This is a genomic window from Simplicispira hankyongi (genome assembly GCF_003570885.1).
Taxonomy (GTDB): Bacteria; Pseudomonadota; Gammaproteobacteria; order Burkholderiales; family Burkholderiaceae_C; genus Simplicispira; species Simplicispira hankyongi.
In genome coordinates this window covers 131,949-149,165 of sequence record NZ_QXJC01000001.1, presented here as the reverse complement: position 1 = coordinate 149,165, position 17,217 = coordinate 131,949, and the positions used below count along the sequence as shown (strand labels likewise).

Below are 17,217 nucleotides of genomic sequence, written 5' to 3'. Positions count from 1 at the left end.
CCGCTTATGTACAAAGCGCTAGAAGCTATCTATTCAATAGCAAATCTGGCTCAGAATGCGTCCAGGGCAAGCGCGTTCACGCTGCCCGCGCCGGCCACGATGGCGTCCCGCATGCCAGGCACCGCGCTCAGCACATGGTCGGCGTAGAACTGCGCAGTCACTATCTTGGCCTGCATGAAGGCGCTGTCCTGTCCCTTGTGCAACAGCGCATCGGCCACGAGCAGCGAGCGTGCCAGTTGCCAACCCGCTACCAACCGGCCCGCCAGCAGCAGATACGGAACGCTGCCAGCGAAGGCCGCGTTGGGGGACGACTTGGTATTTTTGACGACGAAATCGACCACGTCGAGGTAGGCCAGGCGCGCGGCCTCAAGGCGCACCGCCACGGTTTGCGCGGCGGCACTGCTGCTGGCGTGCAGTTCCTGTTCGGTCTTGGCGATCTGCGCGGCGATGGCGTGGGCCACGGCCCCACCATCGCGCGCCGTCTTGCGGCCCACCAGGTCGTTGGCCTGGATGGCGGTCGTGCCTTCGTAGATGGTGAGAATGCGCGCGTCGCGGTAGTACTGCGCCGCGCCGGTTTCCTCGATGAAACCCATGCCGCCATGCACCTGCACGCCCAGGCTGGCCACCTCGATACCCATCTCGGTGCTGTAGCCCTTGACCAGCGGCACCATGAATTCGTAGAAAGCAGCGTTGTCCTTGCGCACCTGCGCATCGGCATGGTGGTGCGCGGCGTCGTAGGCAGCCGCCGCCACGGTGGCCATGGCGCGGCAGCCCTCGGTGTGGGCGCGCATGGTCATCAGCATGCGGCGCACGTCTGGGTGGTGAATGATGGTGGCGCTCTCCTTCATGCTGCCATCCACCGGCCGGCTCTGTACGCGGTCGCGCGCATAAGCCACGGCCTTCTGGTAGGCGCGCTCGGCAATGGCAATGCCCTGCATGCCGACGGCGTAGCGCGCGGCATTCATCATGATGAACATGTATTCCAGGCCACGGTTTTCCTCGCCCACCAGATACCCGATGGCGCCTCCATGGTCGCCAAACTGCAGCACGGCGGTGGGGCTGGCCTTGATGCCCAGCTTGTGCTCGATGCTGACGCAGTGCGCGTCGTTGCGCGCGCCCAGCGTGCCATCGGCGTTGACCAAAAACTTGGGCACCACGAACAGGCTGATGCCCTTGACGCCTTCGGGCGCGCCCTGCACGCGGGCCAGCACCAGATGGACGATGTTCTCGGCCATATCGTGGTCACCATAGGTGATGAAAATCTTGGTGCCGAAAACCTTGTAGGTGCCGTCGCCCTGCGGCTCGGCACGCGTGCGCACCAATGCCAGGTCAGACCCCGCCTGTGGCTCGGTGAGGTTCATGGTGCCGGTCCATTCGCCGGTCACCAGCTTTTCGAGGTAGGTCGTCTTGAGCGCATCGCTGCCCGCAGTCAGCAAGGCCTCAATGGCGCCGTCGGTCAGCAGCGGGCACAGCGCAAAGCTCATGTTGGCGCTGTTGATCATTTCGATGCAGGCCGCGCCAATCGTCTTGGGCAGGCCCTGGCCGCCAAAGCCTTGCGGGTGCTGCAGGCCCTGCCAGCCGCCTTCGGCGTACTGGCGGAACGCCGCCTTGAAGCCCGGTGTGGTCTGTACCGCGCCGTCTTTGAACGCTGAAGGGTTCTGGTCGCCCTCCCAGTTGAGCGGCGCCAGCACGCCTTCGGCCAGTTTGGCGCACTCTTCGAGCACCGCCTGGGCGGTGTCCAGGCCTGCATCCTCAAAACCGGGCAGCTGCGCCACCTGTTCAATGTGAGCCAGGTGCTCGATGTCGAAAAGCATGTCCTTGATCGGGGCGGTGTAACTCATGCGGTCTCCGGGAGGCGTCAAAATTGTGAAAAAAAAGGCACCGCCAGCGATGCCTTTTGGGTTGGCAAAGCGCGTTTACAGCGCCTTGACCAGCTCGGGAATGGCGGTGAACAGATCGGCTTCCAGGCCATAGTCGGCCACGCTGAAAATCGGCGCTTCGGCGTCCTTGTTGATCGCAACGATCACCTTGGAATCCTTCATGCCGGCCAGGTGCTGGATGGCCCCCGAGATGCCTGCGGCAATGTAGAGCTGCGGCGCGACGATCTTGCCGGTCTGGCCCACCTGCAAATCGTTGGGTGCGTAGCCCGCATCCACTGCAGCGCGGCTGGCACCAATGGCGGCGCCCAGCTTGTCGGCCAGGGGCGTCATCACTTCGTCGAACTTTTCCTTGCTGCCCAGCGCCCGGCCACCCGAGACGATGATCTTGGCGGCCGTCAGGTCGGGGCGGTCGTTCTTGGAGATTTCGCTGCCCACAAAGCTGCTCTTGCCGGCATCTGCCGCAGCGTCGATTTTTTCGACGCTGGCGCTGCCACCGGTAGCGGCTGCGGCATCAAAGCCTGTCGTGCGCACCGTGATGACTTTGGTTGCGTCGGCACTTTGCACCGTGGCAATGGCATTGCCGGCATAGATGGGGCGCTCGAAGGTGTCTGGGCTGTCCACCTTGCTGATTTCACTGATTTGCGCAACGTCGAGCTTGGCAGCCACGCGCGGCGCGACGTTCTTGCCACTGGCGGTAGCGGCAAACAGGATGTGGCTGTAGTTACCGGCGACGGCAAGCACTTGCGCGGCGACGTTTTCGGCCAGGCCGTGCTCCAAACCAGCGGCGTCGGCGTGCAATACCTTGCTGACGCCGGCGATCTTGGCGGCGGCTTCGGCGGCGGCGCCGGCATTGTGGCCGGCCACCAGGACGTGAACCTCACCGCCGCATTGCGCAGCGGCGGTAACGGTGTTGAGCGTTGCGCCCTTGAGGCTCGTGTTGTCGTGTTCTGCAATAACGAGTGCGGTCATGAATTCCCCTTGATCGGTTGGGGACAGCGCGTGCGGCTACGCCGCTTTCGTCTGTCCCGCAAAGTTTCAGATTACTTTGGCTTCGTTCTTGAGCTTGTCGACCAAGGTGGCCACGTCAGGCACCTTGATGCCGGCGCCGCGCTTGGGCGGCTCGCTGACCTTGAGCGTCTTGAGGCGCGGCTTCACGTCGACGCCAAGGTCCTCGGGCTTGAGGTTCTCCAGCGGCTTCTTCTTGGCCTTCATGATGTTGGGCAGCGTGACGTAGCGCGGCTCGTTCAGGCGCAGGTCGGTGGTGACCACCGCCGGCAACGTGAGCGACAGCGTTTCGGCGCCGCCGTCGATTTCGCGCGTCACGCTGACCTTGTCGGCGGAAAGTTCCACCTTGCTGGCGAACGTGGCCTGGGGCAGGTCGCACAGGGCAGCGAGCATCTGGCCGGTCTGGTTGGCATCGTCATCAATGGCCTGCTTGCCCAGAATGATGAGCTGGGGCTGCTCTTTGTCGACCAAAGCCTTGAGCAGCTTGGCGACTGCCAAGGGCTGCAGCTCTTCGTTCGTTTCGACCAGGATCGCACGGTCGGCGCCGATGGCCATGGCGGTACGCAAGGTTTCCTGGCACTGGGCCACGCCACAAGAAACCGCAATCACTTCGGTGACGAGGCCCTTTTCCTTCAGACGCACAGCCTCCTCGACGGCGATTTCGTCAAAGGGGTTCATGCTCATCTTGACGTTGGCAATGTCCACACCGCTGTTATCCGACTTCACACGGACTTTCACGTTGTAGTCCACCACGCGCTTGACAGGGACCAAGACCTTCATTGCTGCGGCTCCTAGAGTTGGTTGAATTGACGTTACGTAAACTGGAGCATTCTATGACGGGCGCCATGCACAACTGGAAAAAAGGCGGCACCAGAAAAAAAGAACGATCGTGCTTTTTAAATTATAGGGCACTTGCAGAGGCCTGTGCCGAGTCGGGTGGAACATTCGGCACTGTCGCCTCGCCGGCCGCCTGTGCGTCAGCGCCCAAACCCTGGATGTGCACCACCCGCTGCGGGAAGGGAATGTCGATGCCATGCGCGCGCAGCGCCCGCAAAATGGCGAGGTTGATGTCCGAGCGCAGCGACAGCGTGCCGTTTTCGGGGTCCACGATCCAGAAGCCCAGCGTGAACTCCAGCCCATCGGCGCCAAAAGCCGAGAGCGCAGCCGAAGGGCCAGGATCCTTGAGCACACGCGGGCTGGCAAAAGCCGCTTCGCACAGCAAGCGCATGACCAGATCGACGTCGCTGTCGTAGCCCACACTCACCACCGTGGACTGCCAGACGCGCGGATCCGCCAGCGAGAGGTTCTCGACGCGCTGCGAAATCAACATCTCGTTGGGCACGATGGATTCGCGCCCGCCTGGTGACCGGATCACGGTGTAGCGCCCGGTGATGTCGGTAATGCGCCCTTCGAAACCATCAACCCGCACGTTGTCGCCAATGCGCACGCTGCGCTCGGCCAGGATGACGAAGCCGCTGACATAGTTGGCGGCGAGCTTTTGCAGGCCCAGGCCAATGCCCACGCCCACGGCGCCACCCAGAACCGAAAGCGCCGTCAGGTCAATGCCGGCCGCCGAGAGCGCAAACATCAGCCCGACGAAGAGCAGCAGCGCCCGAATGGCATTGCTCAGCGCCTTGCGCAGCGAAAGCCCGCTGCCAGTGGCCGAGCGCAGCAGCCAGGCTTCGAGCACGGAAGACACCCACAGCGCTGCCAGTAACACGATGCCAGCCGTGATGGCGCCTTCAAGCACCGTCCGCACCGACATCTCCGAGCTGCCCATCTTCCAGCGAATGCGGTCCAGTGCGTCGAGGACCCGCGGCAGCACCCCCGTCACCCAGAGCACCATGGCGCCCCAGGCCAGCCAGGAAATGGTGCGTTCGATATCGCCCAGCCAATGGGCTTGCGGAAACGCCGCGTGCAGCACCTTGGCGCCCGTGCGAATCACCGCCAGTGACATCAGCGCCGGTATCACCAGGCGAAACACCGCCAGGGGAATGTGGTCGTCCAGCAGATTGCGGGCCACGTAGCCAAAGACCAGCAGCACCAGGGGAAACAGCGCCCCGTCAAGCAGCTTCCGTCCAAACAGGATGGAATCGGGGTTGCGTTGCCCGCTCAAACGGCGCAGCAGCGCCACAAACAGCCAGGCCAGCACCAGCGACGCCAGCGCAGCGCCCAATTCGACCAGCACCGTGGGCTGGGTCAGTGCAACCAGCTTGCGGCCCAGTTCATCGAGCAGCGGGCCTTTTTCGGTCATCAGGTCTTCCAGCCCGGTTTGCGTTTTTCAGCAAAGGCGCGTGCGCCTTCCTGGGCCGCCTCGTCCATCATGTTCACGGCCATGGTCTGGCCGGCGATCTGGTAGGCGGCTTCGAGGCCCAACTCACGCTGGCGGTACACCAAGGCCTTGCCCATGGTGACGGCAGCACGGGGCTTCTCGACGATGGACTGCACCAGGCGCTCGACCTCGGCGTCCAGCGCGTCAAGGGGCACCACGCGGTTGACCAGGCCCTCGCGCAGCGCCGTCTGCGCGTCAATAAAGTCGCCCGTGAGCAGCATTTCCATGGCGCGCTTGACCGGCACGTTGCGCACCAGCGGCACGCTGGGCGTGGCGCAGAACAGGCCGTAGTGGATGCCGCTGGTGGCAAACGTGGCACCCTCGGCCGCCACGGCCAGATCGCACTGGGCGACCAGTTGGCAGCCCGCTGCCGTGGCCATGCCGTGCACCCGCGCAATCACTGGCACCGGGAGCTGATGGAGGGACAGCATCATGCGGCTGCACTGGGTAAAGAGCTGCTGGTACCAGGCCAGATCGGGGTGCGCCGCCATGTCCTTGAGGTTGTGGCCGGCGCAAAAGGCCTTGCCGGCACCTGCCAGCACCACCACCCGCACCGTGTCATCGCCTGCCAGGCCATTGAGCGCCTCTTGCAGAGCGGCGAGCATCTCAGAGCCCAGCGCATTGAAGCGTGCCGGATCGTTGAGGGTCAGCGTGACGACGCCACGCGCGTCCTTGGTAACTTGCAGCAAATTGACAGATTCCGACATTGACATACTCCTACCGCGCCGCGCAAGCCGCAGCGTTCAAAAATAGCACAGCGCCCACCAGCGACCGCCGCGCAAGGGCCGCCCCGCCGCGCTGGCGGTGTCCCCCCTTCCGCGTTGCGCAGCAATGCAAGAGAAGGGGGAAGCGGCGCAGCCGCTCAGGGGGTTGTTCACAAATCCGCAAGCACGCGCAGATGGGCCTCGACACTCAAGGCCAGCGCGCGCATCACGTAGCCGCCTTCCAGGCACGAGACGATACGGCCATTGCAAAAACGGCGTGCGACATCTTTGATGCGCTGGGTAATCCAGGCGTAGTCCTGCTCGGTCAGGCCCATCTGGCCCATGTCGTCGTCGCGGTGGGCGTCGAAGCCGGCGCTGATGAAAATCATCTCGGGCTTGAAGGCTTCCAGCCGCGGAATCCACATGATCTCGATGAGCTCGCGTACTTCCATGCCCTTGGTATAGGCCGGCACGGGCACATTGACCATGTTGGCCGCTGGCGACTGGTCTCCGGTGTAGGGGTAGAACGGGTGCTGGAAGAAACTCACCATCAGCGCGCGCTCGTCCCCCGCGAGGATGTTCTCGGTCCCGTTGCCGTGGTGCACGTCGAAATCGACCACGGCCACGCGCTTGAGCTGGTGGCGCTCCAGCGCATACTTGGCCGCTATCGCCACGTTGTTGAAAAAGCAGAAGCCCATGGCCTTGTCGCGGCAGGCGTGGTGGCCCGGCGGGCGTATGGCGCAAAAGGCGTTTTCCAGCTCTCCCGCTATCACCGCATCGGTAGCGGCCATGGCCGCGCCGGCGGAGCGCAGCGCGGCCTTCCAGGTGTGCACGTTGATGGAAGTGTCGGGGTCCATCTGGGTGTGCGAGGGGCCGCCCGCATCCATTTCCTCGCGCAGCCAGTCGGTCAGGCCGCGCAGCGAGGCGATATGCAGGCGCGTGTGGGCCAGCTCGATGTCGGCCAGGGCGGCTTCCGGCGCTTCGAAATGCTCCAGCGCATCGGACACCCCGGTGATCAAGAGCCGGTCTTCGATGGCATCGAGCCGCTCGGGGCATTCGGGATGGCCAGGGCCCATCTCGTGCTTTTTGCAATCACGGTGGGTGAAATAACCCGTCTTGCCCATACTTTTGTCTCCCCGCTCGAGTCTGCTGCGGTTTTTCGGATAACGTCACGGGATGCAAGCGCAGCCCAAAATTCAGTCGATTCTTGATCAGCTTAACACGGTGATTGTGGGCAAAACGGCCCGCGTACAAGACTGCGTGGCCTGCCTGCTCGCTGGCGGCCACCTGCTCATCGAAGACGTGCCCGGCGTCGGCAAAACCACGCTGGTGCACGCGCTGGCCCACACCTTCGGCCTGCAGTTTTCACGCGTGCAGTTCACCGCCGACCTGATGCCCAGCGACCTGCTCGGCGTCTCGGTCTACGAGCGCGAGCGCGAGGGCTTTGTTTTTCACCCTGGCCCGGTGTTCACCCAGGTGCTGCTGGCCGACGAGATCAACCGCGCCAGCCCCCGCACGCAGAGTGCGCTGCTCGAAGCCATGGAGGAAAAGCAGGTCAGCGTCGAAGGCGAAACCCGCGCCCTGCCCCAGCCCTTCTTCGTCATCGCGACGCAGAACCCGCACGACCAGATCGGCACTTACCTGCTGCCGGAGTCGCAGCTTGACCGCTTTTTGATGCGCATCTCGCTCGGCTACCCCGACCGCGCGGCCGAGCGCCTGCTGCTGGCGGGCGAGGACCGGCGCGAGATGGCGAGCAGCATGCTGCCGCTGCTGTCGGGCGAAGACCTGGCCGCGCTGCAGCGCCAGGTGCAGGCGGTGCATGTGTCCGAGCCGCTGCTGGCCTATGTGCAGGATTTGATTGCCGCCACGCGCTCGGGCCGCTGGTTCCTGCAGGGCCTCTCGCCGCGCGCCGGTATTGCCCTGGTGCGCGCCGCCAAGGCGCAGGCCTTGATCAGCGGGCGCGACTACGTGGCGCCCGACGACGTGCAAGCCATCCTGCCGCAGACCATTGCGCACCGCCTGATGCCCGTGGGTGATGCGGGCCGGGGCGCCATCGAGCAGGTGCGCGCCATGGTGGAAGCAATTCCCCTCCCCTGAAAAGGCGCTTGTCCGTGCCAGATCTGGCTGCCGCTCGCACCCCCCTCCACCTGGCCGCGCGCCTGAACCCGGCGGCCATGGTGCGGCGGCGCTTTCGCGCCTGGTGGATGGCGCGCCTGCCGCGCACCGACACCACCCTGCTGACGCAGCGCAACGTCTACATCCTGCCCACGGGGGCGGGCTGGATGCTGGCGCTGACGCTGCTGGTGCTGCTGGTGGCGTCCATCAACTTCCAGCTCAACCTCGGCTATTTGCTCACCTTTCTGCTGGCCGGAAGCGCCGTGGCCGGCATGCATGTCTGCCACGCCACGCTGCGCGGCTTGTCCTTGCACCTCAAAACGCCCACACCGCACTTTGCCGGCGACAGCGCGGCGCTGGAGGTGCAGCTCAGCAGCGACCGACGCACACCGCGCATGGCCATCGCACTGGCGGTGCAAGGCAGCGGCCAATGGGCCTGGACGGATGTGCCGGCCCAGGGCACGGCGGTGGTGCAGGTGGCGTTCGCACCGACCCGGCGCGGCCTGCACGATGTGCCGGTGCTGACGGCCGAGACACGTTTTCCGCTCGGCACCTTTCGGGTCTGGACCGTGTGGCGGCCAGCGGCGCAGGTGCTGGTCTACCCCGCTCCAGAACCCCACGCTCCGGCACTGCCCGCAGGGGAGCGCGTGGGAGGCGATGCGCCGAGTGCGCAGATGGCAGGCAGCGGCGAATTCGATGGCGTGCGCGCCTACCGCCGCGGTGACCCGCAAAAGCTCGTCGTCTGGAAGAAAGCCGCCCAGGCCATGGCCAGCGGCAGTGACGCGCTGGTCAGCCGCGACACCCAGCAAAGCCAGCGCAGCGAGCTCTGGCTGGAGCCCGGCCGCACCGGCCTGACTGACCCGGAAGCACGCATTGCCCGGCTCACTGCCTGGGTGCTGCAGGCCGACCGGCTGGGCCTGCGCTATGGCCTGCGCCTTGCGGGCACCACCATCGCGCAGAGCAGCGGCGCGGCGCAGCGCCTGCGCTGCCTGGAGGCACTGGCGCTGTGCTGATATCCAGCGTAAAAATATGGGTCAAATTGGCCTCTAGGGAGCCTCTGCACGAATCGTCGCGCCGTGTGCATCTGCGGCCTCGGGCGATCTGCAGCGTTGCAAATCCTCGCGATAGCTACGGCTATCGCTGCGGTTTGCGCCTTGCAGCTCATCCCGATCCGCAGCGCCCACTTGCCACGCGATTCGTGCAGAGGCTCCCTAGCGCTTTGTCCATAAGCGCCAACAGCTCTCTATTTGATAGAGAAGTGGCGCCCGCATGAACCTGCGCACCAAGCTTGTGAACCTACCGCGCGAAGCACGCGACACGCTGTTCCTGCTGGCCGTGATCGGCTGCGTGCTGCTGCCGCTGTTCCCGCATTTGCCCATCTGGGCCGGGATGTTTGCCAGCCTGCTGCTGCTCTGGCGCGCGGGCCTGGCGCTGGGGGCGCGCAAGCTGCCCACCCGGTGGCTACTGTTCGTGCTGCTGGTACTGGCCGTGGGCGCCACTTTGGCGAGCTTTCACACCATCCTCGGGCGCGAGGCGGGCGTCACGCTGATTGCCATGCTGCTGGCGCTCAAGACCTTGGAAGCGCGTGCGCGGCGCGACGCCATGGTGATCTTCTTCCTGGGCTTCTTCACGATGCTCAGCAACTTCTTCTTCTCCCAGTCGCTGCCCACCGCAGCGGCCATGCTGGTGGCCCTCATCGGCCTGCTGACGGCGCTGGTCAATGCGCACATGCCAGTGGGACGCCCACCGCTGACGCTGGCGCTGCGCTCGGCCGCGCGCATGGCGCTCCTGGGTACGCCGGTGATGGTGGCGCTGTTCATGCTCTTCCCCCGCATGGCGCCGCTCTGGGGCCTTCCTGGCGACCAGCTCTCGGGGCGTAGCGGCCTCTCGGGCAGCATGCGGGTGGGCAGCATGGCGGAGATCGCGCTGGACGACAGCGTGGCCCTGCGCGTGCGCTTTGACGGGCCAGCCAGCGCGCTACCACCGCAATCGGCGATGTACTTTCGCGGCCCGGTGCTCTCGGACTTCGACGGCCACGAATGGCAGGCACTGCCGATCCGCGACAGCCAAGCGACCCCCTCACACCTGCAGGTCCAAGGCACGGCGGTGCACTACGAAGCCACGCTGGAGCCCAGCCAGCGTCCCTGGCTGCTGTTGCTGGACGCCTCGCCCGAGGGTCCGCAGGCAGAGGGCCTTCGGGCCTATAGGGCGCGCGATCTTGAGTGGATGGCCGCGCGCCCGATCACCGAGGTGCTGCGCTACCGCGCCACCAGCTACCCGCAGTTCCGCCACGGCCCGCTCGCGGCCAGCCACGAATTGCGCTTGCTGACCCAGCTGCCCGCCGGCTTCAACCCGCGCACCAAGGCATTGGCCGAGCAGTTGCGCGCCGACCCAGCGGTGGCCGCAGGCGGTACGCAGGCACTGGTGGACGCCGTGCTCACGCGGCTGCGCACCGGCGGCTACGCGTACACGCTGGAGCCCGGTGTCTACGGCGAGAACACGGCTGACGAATTCTGGTTCGACCGCAAGGCGGGTTTTTGCGAGCACATCGCTTCGTCCTTTGTCATCCTGATGCGGGCGGCCGGCGTGCCGGCGCGCATCGTCACCGGCTACCAGGGTGGCGAGCGCAACCCCATCGACGGCTACTGGACGGTGCGCCAGAGCGATGCCCACGCCTGGGCCGAGGTGTGGATCGAAGGCCGCGGCTGGGTGCGCGTGGACCCCACAGGCGCCGTCTCGCCCGGCCGGATTGGCCAATTGACCCGCCTGCGCGCACCGCGTGGGGCGTTTGGCAGTGCGGTGGACAGCGTCATCAGCCCGGGAATGGCGCAGCAGCTGCGCGCCGTCTGGGAGGCGGCCAACAACCGCTGGAACCAGTGGGTGCTGAATTACACGCGAACCCGCCAGCTCGACATGCTCAAGGCCATGGGCTTCGACGCACCCGACTGGCAGGATCTGGTCAACCTGCTCGCCGGCCTGGTGGTGGCCGCCGCCGTGGGCGGCGCCCTGTGGTCGGCTTGGGAGCGGCTGCAGCACGACCCCTGGCTGCGCCTGCTCGCCCAGGCCCGCCAGCGCCTGGCACGGGCGGGGCTCGACCTCCCCACGCACCTGCCCCCGCGCTCCATGGCCGAGGCTGTGCGCGCCCATTTTGGCGCCGCCGGCGAGCCGCTGGCCCAATGGCTGCTGGACCTTGAAACCCAGCGCTACGCAGTGCACGGCGACACCCCCGCGCCAAGCCTGAAACCGTTGCGCCGCCGCTTTGCTACCCTGGCGCTGCCCACGCCTTCTGCCTGATCTGCATGCTCCATTTTCCGAAATTTGCTCTTATTTTTGTAGCTTGTTGCGCAATACCAGTAAGCGCTACAGCCAAAAAACACCCAAAAAAACGCGCTCCAGTGGCCGCCGAAGCCCAAGCCCCAGCGGAGAGCTTGCTGTACGCCAGCCGCCCCGATGCCATGCAGTTTGCCGACGACCTGGCCGAGCGGCGCGACCTCGATCCGGCCTGGGTACGCGCGGTGATCGGCCGTGCGCGCTTTCTGCCCCAGGTGCCGCGCCTGATGCTGCCGGCGCCGCGCGGTACGGCCAAGAACTGGAGCGCCTACCGTGCGCGCTTTGTCGAGCCGGTGCGCATCCGGGCCGGGGTGCGGTTCTGGAACGAGAACGCCGACGCACTGGCCCAAGCCGAGCAGGAATACGGCGTGCCAGCGGAGATCATCGTCGGCATCCTGGGGGTGGAAACGCTCTACGGCCAGCACATGGGCAAGCTCCGCGTGATCGACGCGCTTGCCACGCTATCCTTTGATTTCCCCAGCGCCCACCCGCGCGCCACCGAACGCCAGCAGTATTTTCGCAGCGAACTCGAGCAGTACCTGAGCCTTATCTACCGCAGCGGCGCCGACCCTTTCGACGCGCGCGGCAGCTATGCCGGCGCCATGGGCCTGGGGCAGTTCATGCCATCGAGCTGGGCGCGCTGGGCGGTGGACTTTGACCGCGACGGCCACATCGACCTGTTTGGCAGCGCCGCCGATGCCATTGGCTCCGTGGCCAATTATTTTGTTGCCCATGGCTGGACTGCAGGGCTGCCCACCCATTTCCCGGTGCACCTGGACGCTGCGCGGCTGGACCTCGACGCCCTGCTCGCCCCCGACATCCTGCCCACCTTCAGCGTGGCTGCCATGGCCGCCAAGGGTGCCATGGTGGACGGCGCGGGCGCGGCCTATGGCGGCAAGCTGGCGCTGATCGAACTGGAAAACGGCGGCGATGCGCCCACCTTTGTGGCCGGCACCGACAACTTCTATGCGGTCACGCGCTACAACTGGTCGAGCTACTACGCCATGGCCGTCATCGAGCTCGGACAGGCGGTGGCCGCGGCGCGTGGTGGCGAGAGCCTTCGCGGCCAATAATCCCGCACAGAGAAAACCGCCCAGCCACCAGGAGAACTTCCATGCCGATCAAGCAGCTTTCCGGGCTGGACGCGAGCTTTCTGTTCCTGGAGACACCCGAAATGCCCATGCACGTGGGCGCCATGCATCTGCTCGAACTCCCCAAGGGCTTTCGTGGCCGCTATGTGAACGCGCTGCGCCGCCTCTACGCGGCGCGCATGCCGGCCACACCTGCGCTGCGCCGGCGGCTGTGGTGGATGCCCCTCAACCTGGCCAACCCGGCCTGGGTCGATGCAGAGCCTGATCTGCGCTACCACATCGTCGAACACCGACTGCCCAGCCCCCCAAAAGGCGGCCCGCCCCCAGACGCCCGCACGCTGCTGGAAGAAGCCGTCTCCCAGTTGCACCCGCAATTGCTGGACCGCAGCAAGCCCCTGTGGCGCATGCACGTCATCGAAGGCCTGCCACGCAGTGCGCGCGGCTGCAAACAAGTGGGCGTGCTCTCCCAGGTTCACCACGCGGCAGTCGATGGCCAGGCGGCCGTGGCGCTGGGCAATGTGCTGTTCGACACCACGCCAGAACCGCGCGAGATCGACATACGCCCGTCCAGACGCGGCAAAACCTTCCGCATCGGCATGGTCGAAATGCTGCGCGGCGCCCTTGGCAACGAAGCCAGCCAGGTCATGCGCCTGGTGCGCGCACTGCCGGCCACCCTTGGCACAGTGGCTGGAACGGCCAAGGGCGCGCTCAGCCCCAGAAAACTGCTGGGCAAAGGCTCCGGCAATGTCACGCTGGCGCCTGCCACGCCGATGAACGTCTCGGTGACCCCGGCGCGGGCCTTTGCCTCGGCCAGCGTGCCGCTCTCGGAACTCAAGGCCCTGGGCCAAGCCCACGGCGCCACGCTCAATGATCTGGTGCTCATGCTGTGCGCTGGCGCGCTGCGCAGCTACCTGTTGCAACACCAGCAGCTACCGCGCAAGAGCTTGGTGGCGGCGGTACCAATCTCGCTGCGCCCGGCGGGCGATACCCGCTCCGACAACCAGGCCTCGATGGGCCTGATCAGCCTGGGAACGCACCTGGCCGACCCAGGCAAGCGTCTGGCGCACATCCGCACGGCGAGCCAGGCGATGAAGACGACCATGGGCCAGATGAAAAGCATCCTGCCCACCGATTTCCCCTCCATCGGCATCCCCTGGCTGATGCAAGCGGCCGCCTCGCTCTACGGCAAGGCCCGGGTGGCCGAGCGCTTGCCACAGGTGGCCAACGTGGTGATCTCCAACGTGCCCGGGCCGCAGGTGCCGATCTACCTGGCCGGGGCACGCGTGCTGGCCAACTGCCCCACCAGCATCGTCGTGCATGGGCTGGCCCTGAACATCACGGTGCAGAGCTTCGACGCGCACATGGATTTCGGCCTGATGGCCGACGCGGCCGCCCTGCCCGACGTCAAAGCCCTGGCGCTGGCGCTCGATGCGGCGATGGAAGAGTTGCGGGCATTGCCAGTGCCCGCAAAAGCTGTTGCCGCGGTAAAAATTCAGCGCACGCCCAAAAAACCCACGTTCAACCCCAATGCAACACCAGCGCGAAAAGTGTCGCGCACGCGACGCACCGCTCGGGTCACCGCCGATGCCAACGGCGCCTTCAATCGCTAGGATGTTTTCATGGTGTCTACGCTCTATGCCCGCATCCGGCCCTGCCGCCCTCGCCCGATTCGCCCGGAAGCCGGCGACGACCCCGCCAGTGCACTGGCCTTGACGGCCCCCAGCCTGTGGCTGTTGATGCTGGAAGCGCGGGCGCCGTGGGAAGCCATGGGCCTGGCTGCCGTCTCACCCTGGCTCTCGAAAATGCCCTCGGGCGACGGCCACCCGGTGCTGGTGCTGCCCGGCCTGGGCGCCTCGGACATCAGCACGCTGGCGCTGCGCCGCTTTCTCAAGCGCCAAGGCTACAGCGCCCATCCCTGGAACCAGGGCTTGAACCTCGGTCCGCGCGAAGGCGTGCTCGACGGCTGCCGTGAGCGCCTGCAGGCGCTCTGCGCAGAGCACGGCGCCCCGGTCAGCATCGTGGGCTGGAGCCTGGGCGGCATCTACGCCCGCGAACTGGCCAAGGAAATGCCCGAGCAGGTGCGCTGCGTCATTACCCTGGGCACCCCCTTTACCGGCCACCCCAAGGCGACGAATGCCTGGCGCTTCTATCGGCTAGTCAGCCGCCAGCAAGCGCCCGACGAAGAGCTGCTGGCCGAAGTACGCAAGCCGCCACCGGTGCCTACCACGTCGATCTACAGCAAGACCGACGGCATCGTCGCCTGGCCCTGCAGCATCAACCCGGCGCGCCATGCGCACACCGAGAACATCGAGGTGCACGCCAGCCACATTGGCATGGGCATGAACCCGTTGGCCATGTACGCCATCGCCGACCGCCTGCGCCAGGACCCGGCGCATTGGAAGCGCTTCGACGTGCAGGGCGCGCGCCGCTGGTTCTTCAAGGTCGCGCACCAGCCCGAAGTCGTGGCGCAGTGGTATTAGGGGCTCCCCCCTGCGTCGCTGCGCTCCCTCCCCCCTCTCTCAAATCGCTGCGCGATTTGGGAGGGGGGACGCCCCCAGCGCGGCGGGGCGGCCCTTGCGCGGGGGCCGCTGGTATAGGGCGCGCCGGTTGCATGCGACAGGGATGAGACGCAGCACCGCCGAAAACCAATAGGCAGAGTCACTGTTTGCCATGCAAATTCAAGCCAACGGCCTGCGCATTGAGGTCGACGACCAAGGGCCAAAGGACGGGCCTGTCGTACTGCTCATCATGGGGCTGGGCATGCAGCTCATCGCCTGGCCACAGGCCTTGGTGCAGGCCTTGACCAGGCGCGGCTTTCGCGTCGTGCGTTTCGACAACCGCGACATCGGGTTGAGCCAGGGTTTCGATGCTGCGGGCGTGCCCAATATCGCGGCAGCGGGCCTGCGCCACTGGCTGCACTTGCCGGTGCGGTCTCCGTACAGCCTTGCGGATATGGCGCGCGATGCCTTGGGCGTGCTCGATGCTCTGGGCATTGGGCGTGCCCATGTATGCGGCGCGTCGATGGGCGGGATGATTGCGCAGCACCTTGCCGCCAGCACCCCAGAGCGCGTCGCCAGCCTGACGCTGATGATGACCAGCAGCGGTGCACGCTCGCTGCCCAAGCCGTCTTGGGCCGTGCAGCGCAAGCTCCTGTCGCGCCCACGGGGCCCGGGACGCGATGCCGCGGTGGACTGGGTCGTCCATGTGCTGCACGCCATCGGCAGCCCTGGCTACCCAGCAGACCCCGTCGCGCTGCGGGCGCTGGCGCTTGAGTCGGTGCAGCGCGCCTGGCACCCCGCCGGCTCGGCGCGCCAACTGCTGGCTATCGTGGCCGACGGCGACCGCACGCCGCTGCTGGCCCACATCACCGCGCCCACGCACATCGTGCACGGCGCCGACGATCCGCTGCTGCCCCCGGCCTGCGCCCGCCAGTTGGCGCAGCATATCGCCGGCGCGCAAACCGACGTCATTCCCGGCATGGGCCACGACCTGCCGGGCGCACTGCTGGAGCGCTTGGCAGAGGGTATTGCGCAGACTGCCGCCCGCGCAGGCATGAGCGCCTGATGAAACATCCCTAAAACAACTCCTGCTGCGCCCGCAGCGCCGAAGGCCGAAAAAGCGAGACGTCCAGCGCACGGCGTTCCCGCTCGTAGCCCAGGCGCTCGCAGGCTTTGTTGAAACGCTGGCGCAGCAAATCGGCCCAGATGCCCTGCCCCTTCATCCGCGTCGCAAAGTCCGCCTCGTAGTCCTTGCCGCCATGCAGGTCCTGTACGCGCGCCATCACGCGCGCGGCGCGGTCGGGGTAATGCAGGTCGAGCCACTGGCGAAACATGGGCGCCAGTTCCCAGGGCAAGCGCAGCACCTGGTAGAAGGCGCGGCGTGCGCCCACCTCGTAGGCGGCGGCCAGCACCTGCTCCATGTCGTCGTTGATGAAAGGAATCTGCGGCGACACGCTCACACCCACCGGCACGCCCGCCTCGGCCAACGTGCGCAGGGTGCGCAGCCGCCTGTACGGCGCCGCGGCGCGCGGCTCAAGGATGCGCGCAAGTTTCGCGTCCAGCGTGGTGATGGTCACATACACCGCCGCGAGATTGATCGCCCCCATGGGAGCGATCAAGTCGAGGTCGCGCTCCACGCCGCTGCCCTTGGTGACGATGGAAAACGGGTGTCGGGCGCTGCACAGCACCTCCAGCGCCGCACGGGTCAGGCGCAGTTCGCGCTCCACGGGCTGGTAGGCGTCGGTCACGGTGCCCACGGCAATCATCTCGGGCTGGTAGCGCGGGTGTGCGAGCTCTGCGCGCAACACTTCGGCGAGATTGCGCTTGGCGATCAAACGCGTTTCGAAATCCAGCCCCGGCGAGAGGCCCAGGTAGCTGTGGCTGGGCCGGGCATAGCAATAAATGCAGCCGTGCTCGCAGCCGCGGTACGGATTGAGCCCCTGGCTGAAGCCGATGTCGGGCGAATCGTTGCGTGTGATGGCGCTGCGCGCGTCCTCAAAACGCACCTGCGTCACGGGCGGTAGCACCTGCGACCCATTCTGAGCCTCCACCGTGCCCCAGCCGTCATCGAAGGCATCGCGCGTATCGCGCTCGAAACGGTGCGGCTGCCGGTACGCTACGCCACGGCCTTTGAGCGCATGCAGAGGAATCAGGACGTCAGACATGGCGATACTGTATATAAAATCAGTATCTTCTGCACACCATACCAACCCAGGCAGCAAGCCGCTGTTCACGTCACAATGTCCGGCCCCATTGCCTTCC

At 66.1% G+C, this 17,217-nt stretch carries 14 protein-coding genes; 7 read left to right on the top strand and 7 right to left on the bottom strand.

From position 1 onward, the window contains the following. Positions 1 to 50: 50 nt before the first annotated feature. From D3F03_RS00635 to D3F03_RS00605, 6 genes are all read right to left on the bottom strand, one after another. Positions 51 to 1,841 (bottom strand): acyl-CoA dehydrogenase, encoded by a 1,791-nt coding sequence (locus tag D3F03_RS00635; RefSeq protein ID WP_119107449.1) that lies wholly within the window; start codon positions 1,839 to 1,841, stop codon positions 51 to 53. 75 nt (positions 1,842 to 1,916) lie between these two features. Then, positions 1,917 to 2,849 carry an electron transfer flavoprotein subunit alpha/FixB family protein gene (locus tag D3F03_RS00630; protein ID WP_119107448.1) on the bottom strand — a complete coding sequence of 311 codons (933 nt, stop codon included), beginning with the start codon at positions 2,847 to 2,849 and terminating at the stop codon, positions 1,917 to 1,919. Between the two features lie 66 nt (positions 2,850 to 2,915). Next, positions 2,916 to 3,665 carry an electron transfer flavoprotein subunit beta/FixA family protein gene (locus tag D3F03_RS00625; protein ID WP_119107447.1) on the bottom strand — a complete coding sequence of 250 codons (750 nt, stop codon included), beginning with the start codon at positions 3,663 to 3,665 and terminating at the stop codon, positions 2,916 to 2,918. Between the two features lie 121 nt (positions 3,666 to 3,786). Next, positions 3,787 to 5,139, bottom strand: a complete 1,353-nt coding sequence (locus D3F03_RS00620; protein ID WP_119107446.1) for a mechanosensitive ion channel family protein — start codon at positions 5,137 to 5,139, stop codon at positions 3,787 to 3,789. After that, on the bottom strand, positions 5,139 to 5,924 hold the full coding sequence (locus D3F03_RS00615) for an enoyl-CoA hydratase (protein ID WP_425453051.1): 786 nt from the start codon (positions 5,922 to 5,924) through the stop codon (positions 5,139 to 5,141). Before D3F03_RS00615 ends, D3F03_RS00620 begins: the two co-directional genes overlap by 1 nt. Positions 5,925 to 6,091: 167 nt before the next feature. Further along, complete coding sequence (locus D3F03_RS00605; RefSeq protein WP_119107444.1) at positions 6,092 to 7,045, bottom strand: histone deacetylase family protein; 954 nt, start codon at positions 7,043 to 7,045, stop codon at positions 6,092 to 6,094. Positions 7,046 to 7,097: 52 nt separating this feature from the next. Between D3F03_RS00605 and D3F03_RS00600 the strand changes: the two genes are divergently transcribed. From D3F03_RS00600 to D3F03_RS00570, 7 genes are all read left to right on the top strand, one after another. Continuing rightward, complete coding sequence (locus D3F03_RS00600; RefSeq protein ID WP_119107443.1) at positions 7,098 to 8,018, top strand: AAA family ATPase; 921 nt, start codon at positions 7,098 to 7,100, stop codon at positions 8,016 to 8,018. Positions 8,019 to 8,095: 77 nt separating this feature from the next. Continuing rightward, entirely contained in the window at positions 8,096 to 9,049 is a 954-nt protein-coding gene (locus tag D3F03_RS00595) for a DUF58 domain-containing protein (RefSeq protein ID WP_119108486.1), read from the top strand. Between the two features lie 256 nt (positions 9,050 to 9,305). Beyond that, complete coding sequence (locus tag D3F03_RS00590) at positions 9,306 to 11,330, top strand: transglutaminase TgpA family protein (protein ID WP_119107442.1); 2,025 nt, start codon at positions 9,306 to 9,308, stop codon at positions 11,328 to 11,330. A gap of 5 nt (positions 11,331 to 11,335) precedes the next feature. Beyond that, positions 11,336 to 12,439 (top strand): lytic murein transglycosylase B, encoded by a 1,104-nt coding sequence (gene mltB / locus D3F03_RS00585; RefSeq protein WP_119107441.1) that lies wholly within the window; start codon positions 11,336 to 11,338, stop codon positions 12,437 to 12,439. Positions 12,440 to 12,480: 41 nt separating this feature from the next. After that, entirely contained in the window at positions 12,481 to 14,067 is a 1,587-nt protein-coding gene (locus tag D3F03_RS00580) for a wax ester/triacylglycerol synthase family O-acyltransferase (RefSeq protein WP_119107440.1), read from the top strand. 9 nt (positions 14,068 to 14,076) lie between these two features. Continuing rightward, the gene (locus D3F03_RS00575) at positions 14,077 to 14,937 is read left to right on the top strand and encodes an esterase/lipase family protein (RefSeq protein ID WP_119107439.1); all 861 of its coding nucleotides are present in this window, start codon (positions 14,077 to 14,079) and stop codon (positions 14,935 to 14,937) included. Positions 14,938 to 15,127: 190 nt separating this feature from the next. Then, positions 15,128 to 16,021, top strand: coding sequence for an alpha/beta fold hydrolase (locus D3F03_RS00570; RefSeq protein ID WP_119107438.1), 894 nt, complete (start codon positions 15,128 to 15,130; stop codon positions 16,019 to 16,021). 10 nt (positions 16,022 to 16,031) lie between these two features. On the opposite strand, the gene D3F03_RS00565 is transcribed toward D3F03_RS00570, so the two are convergent. Continuing rightward, positions 16,032 to 17,120: a PA0069 family radical SAM protein gene (locus D3F03_RS00565; RefSeq protein ID WP_119107437.1), complete on the bottom strand. Its 1,089-nt coding sequence runs from the start codon at positions 17,118 to 17,120 to the stop codon at positions 16,032 to 16,034. Positions 17,121 to 17,217: the final 97 nt, after the last annotated feature.

What these genes read in the sequence shown, in the direction of transcription:
- mltB (WP_119107441.1), top strand. Translation starts at nt 11,336, where the DNA reads ATGCTCCATTTTCCGAAATTTGCTCTTATTTTTGTAGCTTGTTGCGCA.
- D3F03_RS00605 (WP_119107444.1), bottom strand. Translation starts at nt 7,045, where the DNA reads ATGGGCAAGACGGGTTATTTCACCCACCGTGATTGCAAAAAGCACGAG.
- D3F03_RS00635 (WP_119107449.1), bottom strand. Translation starts at nt 1,841, where the DNA reads ATGAGTTACACCGCCCCGATCAAGGACATGCTTTTCGACATCGAGCAC.
- D3F03_RS00570 (WP_119107438.1), top strand. Translation starts at nt 15,128, where the DNA reads ATGCAAATTCAAGCCAACGGCCTGCGCATTGAGGTCGACGACCAAGGG.
- D3F03_RS00620 (WP_119107446.1), bottom strand. Translation starts at nt 5,139, where the DNA reads ATGACCGAAAAAGGCCCGCTGCTCGATGAACTGGGCCGCAAGCTGGTT.
- D3F03_RS00565 (WP_119107437.1), bottom strand. Translation starts at nt 17,120, where the DNA reads ATGTCTGACGTCCTGATTCCTCTGCATGCGCTCAAAGGCCGTGGCGTA.
- D3F03_RS00630 (WP_119107448.1), bottom strand. Translation starts at nt 2,849, where the DNA reads ATGACCGCACTCGTTATTGCAGAACACGACAACACGAGCCTCAAGGGC.
- D3F03_RS00580 (WP_119107440.1), top strand. Translation starts at nt 12,481, where the DNA reads ATGCCGATCAAGCAGCTTTCCGGGCTGGACGCGAGCTTTCTGTTCCTG.
- D3F03_RS00575 (WP_119107439.1), top strand. Translation starts at nt 14,077, where the DNA reads ATGGTGTCTACGCTCTATGCCCGCATCCGGCCCTGCCGCCCTCGCCCG.
- D3F03_RS00625 (WP_119107447.1), bottom strand. Translation starts at nt 3,665, where the DNA reads ATGAAGGTCTTGGTCCCTGTCAAGCGCGTGGTGGACTACAACGTGAAA.
- D3F03_RS00590 (WP_119107442.1), top strand. Translation starts at nt 9,306, where the DNA reads ATGAACCTGCGCACCAAGCTTGTGAACCTACCGCGCGAAGCACGCGAC.
- D3F03_RS00595 (WP_119108486.1), top strand. Translation starts at nt 8,096, where the DNA reads ATGGTGCGGCGGCGCTTTCGCGCCTGGTGGATGGCGCGCCTGCCGCGC.
- D3F03_RS00615 (WP_425453051.1), bottom strand. Translation starts at nt 5,924, where the DNA reads ATGTCGGAATCTGTCAATTTGCTGCAAGTTACCAAGGACGCGCGTGGC.
- D3F03_RS00600 (WP_119107443.1), top strand. Translation starts at nt 7,098, where the DNA reads ATGCAAGCGCAGCCCAAAATTCAGTCGATTCTTGATCAGCTTAACACG.